This window comes from Limnospira sp., from assembly GCF_051859755.1.
Taxonomy (GTDB): domain Bacteria; phylum Cyanobacteriota; class Cyanobacteriia; order Cyanobacteriales; family Microcoleaceae; genus Limnospira; species Limnospira fusiformis.
This window is the reverse complement of sequence record NZ_JBIMLI010000115.1, coordinates 6,095-16,869: the sequence shown is the minus strand read 5'-3', so window position 1 is coordinate 16,869 and position 10,775 is coordinate 6,095. Positions and strand designations below refer to the sequence as shown.

Sequence of the window (10,775 nt, the reverse complement as noted above, 5' to 3'; positions counted from 1 at the left end):
TTATCCTCAACTCTTCTCGCTTATTAGACCCTATTGCCCTAAAATATTAACCTAATTTGAGATTAAATCATGCTCTCAACTGGGATTATACCCCACCAGAGCATCAACTTGAGATCTTCACCACACCTGCATCAAATCTAATTAACCGTGAACCCCCTACAGGGCGGGTTGATTAATCTTGGACTATGCCAAATTAGCTACTAGACGGGCCTACCCCTAGATGATCTCTGCCCTCTCCCCCATCACCTATTGTCCATGATCCGTTGTCCATTGCCCCTGAAAATTTTTTTCTCATAATTGGTACAATTCGTTAATTTTGTGTTAGGTTAATTGTTAAGAGTTTAAGAAAATTCTACACATTAAGGGCAACAGGTGTGGCAGCCAAATATTAACTGGCTGTTGTTGCACAGGTTATCCACAGAAGAGGGGATAGCTAGGGGCGATTTTAGAAGTTCCTAAGCTGGCATCAGATTATGGTGTGGCGGCTTGGTGGGTTCAAGACCAATCAGCACGGTCTAGGCTTATATTTAGGCGGCGGACTTGCTGTAGAAGTCTGGTAACTTGGCATAGGTATTAGGGAAACTTTCTGGAGTTGCAAATCTCTGGTTAGTTTTTGTTGATGTGCCTGGTGGTATCCCTGATTAGATAGCGATCGCCACCCAGCTATAACCTGGCGTGGGAAACCTGCCCCTATGTATATGTAGCTACTCTTAAACTCCCATATATGCTCCTCTCTCACACACAGACTAGCCGCACCACCTATGAACTACCACGAATTACCGTTAATGATTCCCCTACTCGCCACCGGTTATGTGTTGACTATTTATTTGCTGTTGATGGTGGCTAAACATACAGCAGCGCGATTTTCTCGCTTTCGCTCTTAGTTATATTGATCACCGATCATTAATTCGCTGAAAACAACCACTCCCATTTGGCGGAGTGGTCTTTTCTATGATGAAATATTCTTCACACAAACAGACTCGGTAAAATTACTTAGTTACATAGACAATAGGCGATCGCGATCGCTATGCAGATTGACTGACAGTTAACCGCTGGTCGGAAATAGCCGTGTCTAATTTTTCCCAAGAGTAAATAAAGGGAGAACTTGCCAGCGAACAAGATGCCCAATCACTTTGCACAGAACCGTGAAACAACTGGCAAACACCGCCTCGTCGCCCCTCAGATTTATAGTGGAGGCAATTGCGACAAGTCGATGGAGTAGAATTTTTGATCGGCATGACAAACCTCTGGAGCTCACTTGATTTATTGTTTATCAAAATCGCTCAAGAACCTGTTATCTAAACTACAGTTTGCCAAGAAATATCAATCAATCTATTCCACACCAATATATTTATGAAGCTGAACCGAAAGCCGATAACCTGGAAACTGTTTTAATTTTGCCAATACCAAAGGCAAAGTGCGGTCTATATCAGTCCACTGCGGTTGTAAAAAAACCGGAATCGTAGAATTTTCCGCCAAACGGGATCGATAAAACTCCAACTCATCCCCCACATCAATCACCAACTTAATTTCGGAAGCCCGTCGCCACATCTGTGATACCACCGGATAACGGGGGCTGATATGTTCCTTGGGACTCAGAGTAATCCAGCATAGATCAGAAACATCTTGCCAAAACGCCCCCGATGTCTCAATAGAAACCTGCCTCCCAGTTTCTTCTAATACCCTCACCAAATCAGGTAACTGAGGATATATAAACGGTTCACCCCCAGAAATTACCACCCTGGGCGACACCAACTCCGCCAACAGTTCATCAAAGCTACGCATATTCCGGGGTAAACCTTTCCCGCCATCAGCATATCCGGTGTCACACCAAGGGCAACCCACCGGACACCCCGCCAACCGAATAAAATCTACAGGAGTTCCCGCCCAATAACCCTCCCCTTGGATGGTTTGCTGAAAAGTCTCATGTACTGGAATTGTAATCATCCGCCGCTTTTTTTAGCTTTATATCCCAATTGAGTAAGTATTTGCAGCAACTTATCAGTATGATCACCCTGAATTTCCAGAGTTTGGTCTTTCATGGTTCCTCCAGTGCCGCACTGATTTTTCAATTGTTTTAATAACTTACTCAGGGTCTGGTCATTGGTTTGAAAGCCGGAAATAATCGTGACTGTTTTACCGCCCCGTCCCTTACGAGTTGCCTGCACTTTTAAGTTTTGCTGCTGGGGGGGTAAGTCCGGCACTCCTGGTTCCATAGCTTCGGAATTAGAAGAATTGCCAAACTCTGAGTAAGCGATCCGATTCTTATGAGACGATTTCCTATCAAAATTTCCCTTAGATGCGGCCATAACTAATCACTCATTGACATAAAGCGGGAAGTTACCCCTACTTCCATCTTCCGACTCAGCAGGGGGAACTATTTAACCTATAGCGGAAAACCGCCAAGAGTGGCAAGTTGATAGTTGTTAATCATCAATTAATTTGACTGGGCGCTGTCTCAGGCAGTAACTTTAGAGTTGAGGGTGGGACTAGGAACTTCCTCAAAAATGGCTCCCTGTTCTTTTAACTCCTGGATACGAGCAGCATTTAACCCGGTAACCTGTTTAAATTTGACGTTTTGCAACAATGCCCCGGTTAGGTTAGCTTCCTTGAGGTTCGTACCCTGAAATTGGGCGTGACTCAGTGCTGCATCTACGAGTTCAGCCCGCATGAGGTTAGCTCGACTCAAATCGGCATAACTAAGGTTAGCATGGGTGAGAATGGCTCCGCTCAAATCGGCCCCACTCAAATCGGCCCCACTCAAATCGGCACCTGTTAGATCTGCCCGGGTCAGGTTGGCTCCGCTGAGGTCGGCTCCGCTGAGGTTGGCACAATACAGGTTTGCTCCTATTAAGTTAGCATTGAATAGGCTAACACCAAGCAAATTGGCTCGAAATAGGTTCGCCCGAAATAGGTTCGCCCGAAATAGGTTCGCGCCACTCAGGTTAGCATTACTCAGGTCCGCCCGGAATAGGTCTGTATCCCGGAAATTGCGATCGCCTGCTGCATAAAGGTTGAGCAGTTCTTGTGAATTCATGATAATTTCCTAATCTCCAATATGATTAACTGCAATTGTGCCTAAGTTCTTGTTCAATCGGGCAAAACTTTATTTTAATTTAAAAAACCACGGGTATCAGTCAGCCCCACATCCTGCATATCCTTTCAAATTACAGTCGGCGACTGCACAATAGGGATGATGTAATTTAGGAATTATTGACATTAATTGTGGGTTTGGATATAATTGGCACTATATTATACCCTATTATCCCCTCGGCTGAAAAAGTGCGATCGCTAACTGGCTAAGTAATTCAACAGACTTGCTCTAGTTTCTTGTCATTCCGAAAATACAATCTTATGAGCAACACTTATAATTCCGGTACTGACCTGGTAGACTCCTCTGGTAATCTGGATTCTGCTCAAGATAGTAGAGACTTACCAGATATCATCTTTGATTTTTTTATTAAAATTGTAAAAAAATATGACTCCGAGACAGTCTTAGAAGAATTTATCGGATTATTTTGGTATCTGAACTGTAGCGATGAACAGGCTAATCATGCTTTGAGAACTCAACTGAAGCAGCCATCATCAACAGCCGCCATTCATCCGATACTGAAAAGAAGTTGTTATATTTTAGCCAATAACTGGTATATTAGTCGCAATTATAAAGCCGTTGAGTTACTGCTAGAACAGCTAGAAAATACCGAAAGTGATGAAGATGACATTCTCGATCCTGAATTAGGAAAACTCAGAACTCAGGTTAAATATTTTCTGCAAAGTGCTGATATTCAAGATATTCGTCATTGTGTATTACAGCATTCTCAGGGCTGGAGTAGTCGTTATAAGAGTTATTTATTAGTTAACCAATATATTGACCCAAATAACTCTCAGGAACAGCAAGAGGTAGCGCGAAATATATCTAAACAACTCCGAGAACAGTATAAATTTGACCTGGCGATGTATCTGGCTCACTCATCACCAAAAACTCAACTCCAAAATGAAACCAACATGAAAAACCCTACTCAGCTAGGAGATCAAGTTTTAGATATACTTAAAAAAACCATTTCCACCCAGCGCGTTTACAGCTATACCCATCAAGCTGAATTGTTTTTAAAAAAAACTAATAAGGTTACTTATAGAGATTTTAAAAATGCCTTACCTGAATACTTAATGATTCAGAGCGGGGAAAAATCTACTACCCGTATTTTGCGGGACAAAATTTCCGCCCAACTGAAAGATTTGTATAATTTCCATGATTACAGAATTATCAATGACGATTTAAAAATTCGGACCTGTCATAGTCTCATCGACTTTTTGACGATAGAGGATGGAGAGAACCCCTCTTTTATTTTTACATTTATGATTAATCATGGTAGTATTTTTACCTTGGCTATTCTGATGCTAAAAGTTATTTTACTAGACCACTCGTCTAAAGTACACTTAGAGTTAAAAGTGGCTCAACTGATTCAATTTTATCAAAAATATGAAGAAGAACGATGTCGTCAGTTTATATTGTTTTTGGAAATTTTCAATCTGGTATTGACAATTTTTACGGAAAACGTCCAATATCACCTGGTGAAGATGGATCAAGATGATGTATCAGGACCTCTGACTGATAACTTGGATGCTTACCGGGTTTTCTCTCAATGTAAAGGACTTGATTTGCGTCAAGCTAATCTGAATAATCTTAACTTAAAAAGTCTGGATCTCAAGGGAGCAGACTTTAGAGGTGTGAATATGATTCAAATGGATTTGAGTGAGCTTGATCTACGGTTGGCAAATTTAGAGGGTGCTAATCTCCAACAGGCTAATCTTAATGGAACTCAGTTATTTATTGTTAATTTAAAACAGAGTAATTTGCTAGAAGCGAGTCTGCTAGATGCTAATTTAGCCCGGGCGGATTTGCAGCAGGCTAATTTAAATCGTGCTGATTTAACAGGGGCTAATCTTCATCGGGCTAATTTAACAGCAGTTGATTTGACTGAGGCTAAGTTATGCTCAACTAATTTAGAAAATGCCGATTTACAAGGGGCAAATTTGGAGTTTGCTAACCTCAATGGTGCTTGTTTAAGTCAAGCTAATTTACAGGGGGTTAATTTACGCGGCGCTCAACTGCGATCGGCTAATTTGCGAGGTGTGGATTTAAGGGGGGCTTGCTTGCGAGAGGCGGCGCTGACGGAAGCTGATTTAACGGGGGCTAATCTCCAGGGTGCCAATTTGCAGGGGGCGCAACTAGACAGGGTTAATTTGACGGGAGCGATGCTGGAGCAAGCTAATCTTTCCTATGTTAAACTTAATCAGGCTAGTTTAGAGCGATCGCATTTAGTTGGTGCTAAGTTGGTTTATGCTCAACTGCGCTATAGTATTTTAAGCCACGCTAATCTAATGGGTGCTAATCTCAGCTATGCTGATTTAACCCGTGCTAATTTAGCTGGTAGCAATCTTAGCCATACCCATCTATTTCGGGCGGCTATTCGTCACGCTGACCTCGCACAAGCAGACCTCTCCAATGCTAATTTATTGGGTGCAAATTTATTTGGTAGTAATCTGACTGAAGCCCATATAACAGGTGCCAAATTTGGGAACAATTGTGGACTGTCTGACGAAACCAGAAAGTGGATAGGTTCACGGTTGGATTAGTCAGTAAATACTCGAAAATCCTGAATACGCCACCCTTTAGATTCTAGGTGAATTTGGCAGTTCATGGGAGAGACCTGGAAATCACAGATGTAATATCCCACTAAATTACCATTATCGTTACACACCCGCAAATTATATCCATAGTGGCGGGTAAATTCGGCAAAATGATGGATAAATATAAACTGTTCGAGATAGCGTTTCTGGTTCCATTGGAAACGGTTAACCACTAAAGTGATAAACCTGTCCAGATATACATTTGGTAGAATCGGGGTAGAATCCTCTCCTATAAACCACTGATTGAGCGTTTCGCCGCCGTAGCGTTTTTCAGCTAACCAAAGGCTGGGAATACTTAGTTCTGTTTGAGATAGGGGTGGTGGCGGTAAGATAGCGCGTTGAGGAAAGCAGGGTTTGGCGGTTTTATTAAATTCCCAATTGGGTAAAGTTTGCGATCGCCCTATTTCACTCCATCCCGTAATGGTCAATAAACAGAACACGAAAAAATATACCCTGGTTATCCAGGGATATTGCTGATTTAAAGCCATGATTATCTAACGTCCAGTGAACCCTGAAAAATCAGGCTATATCCAGGCTTACCTTGCTTAATCCACCTTTACCGGAGAAAGCTACTAACTAACCACAAAACTATCAGCGTGACTAAGGTAATGAACCGTTCAACTGATAGGGTAGCTCCCGCCATGGGGCTAAGTAAACTTCCCAAGATTAATCCCAGAATTAATCCCCCCACGGTCAGCAGAACCGAGCGACCAAATTTGTTCTCTTTGCGGTTGAGAAAATACAGAGAGGTAGCCACCCCCAAGGCGAGGGGAAGTTGTAGCAGGGAGATCTCAATAGCTGGATATAGGCTCACAACTCCCAAACCCAGGTAAATGAATGACGGCCACATCAACTCCGCACGAGAAGGCGTATCGAACATTCCAGTCAACCAGGAGGCTTTAGGAGTGGTCTGGGGTTGAACTTCCTTCGCAGGCGGCCCCGCGATGCGTTCAGGAAAGCGAATCCGCTCAGGTACTTTGATTTTACCCTCTTGGCGCATTCTGAGGCGATCCATAAGGATGGCATCATAAGCGGCCTCAATAGATTCTATCACCTGGCGCTCACCGGTGTGCTGTTCTCTCAGGCGATCGCGGGCATCCTGAATTTCATCAAAGGATGCGTCAATCGTAACCCCAAGGTGTTCATAAGGACTTTGCTGGCTCATCGCATTTAATTTAACTGGAGTCTAATCAATTGACATTGGACCCGCCGTCAAACGGACGGGGATTCCCAAACCTGACGATTTAGGTTTACTGTTTCATCGCACCCACCTCTACCCTCAAGGAGTTTCTGGTCTTCTAGTCCTGACCCAGACCATCCCCGCCAGCCCTGCGGTTGTGATGAGTCGATCAAAACTCATAGAGATGAGATGATGAGATGATGGGTTGATTTTAGCACAATCTTCTATGGAATTGTGTGGCTGGGGTGGTTTGGCAGATGCAACAAGATTAGGAAAAACTAACTATTCCAGACCATTGAACCAATTTCAGCCGATCGCGCCGCGAGGAAAATAATAGCTCAGGCTGGCTGTAGGTACACTCAGAACAGATAGCTATTTGCTCAGGGTCTAAACCAACGGCTTCGAGTTGCAAAGCGTTAAAACGGCGAATATCGACCCGTAGGCGATCGGGTTCCGGGTCAGACAATAGGGGGGGGTCTGGTAGGTGGAATAAGGGTTCTAAAATTTCGGAGATACTGCTGGCTGTATCAATCATTTGTAGGGTAGCGCCTAGTTTGACTGCTACATCCTGTGAGACTTGATAGCATTCCCCGGAAATAGCTGGACCCATGGCGACTCGTAAATTAGCAATCTGGCTGCCTTGCTGTTGAAATTGAGCGATCGCCAATGGTAGAATTCTGGTAGATGTACCGCGCCACCCGGCATGAATGGCAGCTACTCGCCCGGTTACCACATCACCTATAAGCACAGGAACACAGTCAGCACTGGCTACCCAGACGGATTCTAAGCCTTTATTGGTTATTAAGCCATCAGCTTCCGACCAGGATATTTCCTCGCTATTGGTTTCAGTTTTTGGTATAGGGGAAACCTGAGTGGTTTTGAAAACCTGGTTACCATGAACCTGTTTGAGACGGTAGACCTGGGCGGATGGTTCCAGAACCTGCACTAAATCAACAGGAGAACGGGGGCTAAATCGTCGCGAAAAAAAACCATGTGGCCAGTCTTTTAAGATACTACAGGTTAAATAGGGCAGTTGTTGCCACTGATACCAAGTCCAGATGTGCATTGTGTCAGTGAAAAGAGATTTCAGGGAACAGCTTAACCGGGAAAGCGCGACAATTATTGATTTAACTTACCGGGATATTTGATTAAATGGATTGCGATCGCATACTGGGTGCTTTACAGGCTTTACAAGAAAACGCCGTGGCTGTTGGCTCGCCGACGGTCTCCTACCTTGACCTTGATGCTTCTCCGTCTATCCTCATATTTGATCAGCTTGGTTCCACTAATGAAACCCTGTGGGAGTTGTTGAACACTGGTAAAGCCGCCCCTAGAACCACAGTGATCGCTCTCCAACAAACAGCAGGACGGGGACAATGGGGGCGTGAGTGGCAGTCAGAATTGGGGGGATTGTACTTGTCTTATGCCCTCGCCCTCCATCAGACTATCACAGATGCTGCTACCCCACAGCATAACTATATAGCCTGGTTAACCCAATGTAGTGCTTGGGGTATTGCTACAGTTTTACGCTCGCGCGGTATTCCCGTATGGCTGAAATGGCCTAATGATCTGCTCCTGACAAAACGCAAATTGGGTGGTATCCTAACAGAAACTAAAGTCCACAAGGGAAAAATCAGCCAAGCCGTGATTGGAGTCGGTCTGAATTGGAGTAACTCTGTACCCCCCACTGGCATTAATCTGCAAGAATTTTTCAATGCACATCCCACTACGCCTGGGGTAAACTCACGAGAAATGTTGGCAGCTATTGTGATCTGGGGTATCGAGTTAGGGTTAATGCACTATGCACAGAGGGGAAGTAAGGGTCTGATGTCATCCTATATGCAACTGCTTCTTCTGAACTCATCGGACTCTTAACCCTTTCGCGGAGCGACTACGCAGTAGCATCCCCCTGGGAAATTATTTCCCCATTGTACGTCAGGCTCTGTAGAATGAAACTCGGTTAAAGCCTAAACAACTCAATTCTACAATTGCCCAATTTATCATCTGGTTGTGTGAGGAAATGACAGAATCCAGTTACTCTAAATCTAATGTAAAATCTACCCAGCCTATTTCCCATAATAGTAGACTGTCCTGGCGCTCCCTGGCGTTGGGATTAAGCTGTTTGAGTGGGGTAGGATTATTGGTAAATCGTGCGATCGCCTATGAAGAATTTTCTATCCCCTTTGATAACGAACCCCTAGAATCCTACAACACCTACACCCCCGAACCAGAACCCTATTACGCGCCGCCAGTTCAGGAATCTTATATAGCGCCAGAACCCTACTACGAACCAGAACCCTATTACGCGCCGCCAGTTCAGGAATCTTATATAGCGCCAGAACCCTACTACGAACCAGAACCCTATTACGCGCCGCCAGTTCAGGAATCTTATATAGCGCCAGAACCTTACTACGAACCAGAACCCTATTACGAACCAGAACCCTATTATGAGCCACCCATAGAAAGGTCAGGTGGTTACATCGCCCCACCAGAACAGCCGATTTATCTGCCAGAAAAGCACCAAACGGCATCGCCACCCTCTTATGAGAATATTTCTCCCCCATCTGCATCCACAGCCCAGGGAACACCATTTAATAACCCAGATCATAACTTTATCGACCCTACAGATTACAGTATTGGGGCTACAGGAGGCGGTGGTTATGAAGCGCCTTCAACCGTCATCTTTTCCGAGCGCCAGACAGGTTGTGAAACAGTGGTTGGAGTCGGTCAAACTGTTGATCGATTGTGTGTTCCGCCACCCGCACCTATTGCTGGAATTCCTGGTCAGCCTACTTATGGGACAGGATATCCCAGCGGGGGAGGTAAAACAGTTACTCAGCACCGTCAGCCTTCCCATTCATTCGGTCAACAAGCAACAGGAAGAACTCACTCAGCCCACAGCAGAGGCTGGGGAACTACAAACGTCGCCGCCAGTTATGGTGGCTCTCCAGACTATTCCTATCAGGTCCCTGTAGCCGGATTAAGTCCCGTGCAAGTGGGACCCATCAGCATGAGTGCGATGAGTAATTCAGGTTTGAGTTACTATAAGCGCACCATGCGACCCCCCAGACTTCCCGGAAATTCAGATACTCACCTGCTTTTCCCCCTCAGTATTCCCGCCCCAATTACTTCATTATTTGGTTGGCGACAACACCCAATTTTGGGAACTGGCAGCTTCCATACAGGTATTGATTTCGGAGCAGATACCGGAACTCCTGTAGTGGCATCTTATTCAGGGGAAGTTACCCTGGCTGACTGGTTAGGGGGATATGGTTTAACCGTGGTTCTTAACCACCAGAAAAAATCGAAAGAAACCCTTTATGCTCACCTATCAGAATTGTTTGTCAAACCGGGAGAATTTGTCCAACAAGGGGAGGTAATTGGACGGGTAGGAAGTACGGGAATGTCTACAGGACCTCACCTGCACTTTGAGTTACGGAAGCTGACTAATGAAGGCTGGGTAGCGATTGATCCACTATTACAGATAGAATTTGCCCTCGCTCAACTAATCAATACTCTGCGCGTGGCTGAAGTACCAGCAGAGGAATTTATTGCTGCCTTACCTAACCAAACGAGGAACTGGGAAACTGGTTTGCCTCAACTGCCTCCCCTTCCTCCGGGTATGGATATCATTGTTCCCAATTTGGAACCACCTACCATCAACTTTGGCTTTAAAGAAAACGTGGAGAAAGCACAACAATAGGCGATAGGTTTTGCGCCACCAAAAACTGATAATTTACCCGCCTTCAATAGTATGGCGGGTTTATTGGTTGCTAATTCACTTGGTAAAATATCTGTGGATCCCCGGAAGTGGAGAAGAGAAGGAAAGGAGAGGAGCGATCGCCTTGTCAGATATGCTATAGTCAAGTCAGAACTATCGGTTCTCTTGTATATGACTGCCACC

The 10,775-nt window shown here is 44.7% G+C and carries 11 protein-coding genes; 4 read left to right on the top strand and 7 right to left on the bottom strand.

Features of this window, described 5'->3' with window-relative positions; genetic code table 11:
* Positions 1 to 761: 761 nt before the first annotated feature.
* Complete coding sequence (locus ACTIE0_RS17705; protein ID WP_006625852.1) at positions 762 to 884, top strand: hypothetical protein; 123 nt, start codon at positions 762 to 764, stop codon at positions 882 to 884.
* 141 nt (positions 885 to 1,025) lie between these two features.
* Here the strand turns inward: ACTIE0_RS17705 and ACTIE0_RS17700 are convergent, their stop codons facing one another.
* The 4 genes from ACTIE0_RS17700 to ACTIE0_RS17685 all read right to left on the bottom strand — a co-directional run bounded on the left by ACTIE0_RS17700 (position 1,026) and on the right by ACTIE0_RS17685 (position 3,037).
* Entirely contained in the window at positions 1,026 to 1,238 is a 213-nt protein-coding gene (locus ACTIE0_RS17700) for a hypothetical protein (RefSeq protein ID WP_006669679.1), read from the bottom strand.
* 94 nt (positions 1,239 to 1,332) lie between these two features.
* Positions 1,333 to 1,947, bottom strand: a complete 615-nt coding sequence (locus ACTIE0_RS17695; protein ID WP_006669678.1) for a 7-carboxy-7-deazaguanine synthase QueE — start codon at positions 1,945 to 1,947, stop codon at positions 1,333 to 1,335.
* Complete coding sequence (locus tag ACTIE0_RS17690; protein WP_006625854.1) at positions 1,944 to 2,309, bottom strand: translation initiation factor; 366 nt, start codon at positions 2,307 to 2,309, stop codon at positions 1,944 to 1,946. Before ACTIE0_RS17690 ends, ACTIE0_RS17695 begins: the two co-directional genes overlap by 4 nt.
* Before the next feature lie 149 nt (positions 2,310 to 2,458).
* The gene (locus ACTIE0_RS17685) at positions 2,459 to 3,037 is read right to left on the bottom strand and encodes a pentapeptide repeat-containing protein (RefSeq protein ID WP_006669677.1); all 579 of its coding nucleotides are present in this window, start codon (positions 3,035 to 3,037) and stop codon (positions 2,459 to 2,461) included.
* Between the two features lie 317 nt (positions 3,038 to 3,354).
* Between ACTIE0_RS17685 and ACTIE0_RS17680 the strand changes: the two genes are divergently transcribed.
* Positions 3,355 to 5,637 (top strand): pentapeptide repeat-containing protein, encoded by a 2,283-nt coding sequence (locus ACTIE0_RS17680; RefSeq protein ID WP_006669676.1) that lies wholly within the window; start codon positions 3,355 to 3,357, stop codon positions 5,635 to 5,637.
* Here the strand turns inward: ACTIE0_RS17680 and ACTIE0_RS17675 are convergent.
* From ACTIE0_RS17675 to pgeF, 3 genes are all read right to left on the bottom strand, one after another.
* Positions 5,634 to 6,179, bottom strand: a complete 546-nt coding sequence (locus ACTIE0_RS17675; RefSeq protein ID WP_006669675.1) for a hypothetical protein — start codon at positions 6,177 to 6,179, stop codon at positions 5,634 to 5,636. The two genes, ACTIE0_RS17680 and ACTIE0_RS17675, sit on opposite strands and share 4 nt — an antisense overlap.
* Before the next feature lie 68 nt (positions 6,180 to 6,247).
* On the bottom strand, positions 6,248 to 6,856 hold the full coding sequence (locus tag ACTIE0_RS17670; RefSeq protein ID WP_006625858.1) for a CPP1-like family protein: 609 nt from the start codon (positions 6,854 to 6,856) through the stop codon (positions 6,248 to 6,250).
* A gap of 283 nt (positions 6,857 to 7,139) precedes the next feature.
* Positions 7,140 to 7,937: a peptidoglycan editing factor PgeF gene (gene pgeF, locus ACTIE0_RS17665; RefSeq protein WP_006625860.1), complete on the bottom strand. Its 798-nt coding sequence runs from the start codon at positions 7,935 to 7,937 to the stop codon at positions 7,140 to 7,142.
* An 86-nt stretch (positions 7,938 to 8,023) separates the two neighbouring features.
* On the opposite strand from pgeF, the gene ACTIE0_RS17660 reads away from it, so the two are divergent.
* Together ACTIE0_RS17660 and ACTIE0_RS17655 are read left to right on the top strand one after the other, a co-directional pair.
* Positions 8,024 to 8,746 (top strand): biotin--[acetyl-CoA-carboxylase] ligase, encoded by a 723-nt coding sequence (locus tag ACTIE0_RS17660; RefSeq protein WP_006669672.1) that lies wholly within the window; start codon positions 8,024 to 8,026, stop codon positions 8,744 to 8,746.
* 145 nt (positions 8,747 to 8,891) lie between these two features.
* Positions 8,892 to 10,574, top strand: a complete 1,683-nt coding sequence (locus ACTIE0_RS17655) for a M23 family metallopeptidase (RefSeq protein WP_108614921.1) — start codon at positions 8,892 to 8,894, stop codon at positions 10,572 to 10,574.
* Positions 10,575 to 10,775: the final 201 nt, after the last annotated feature.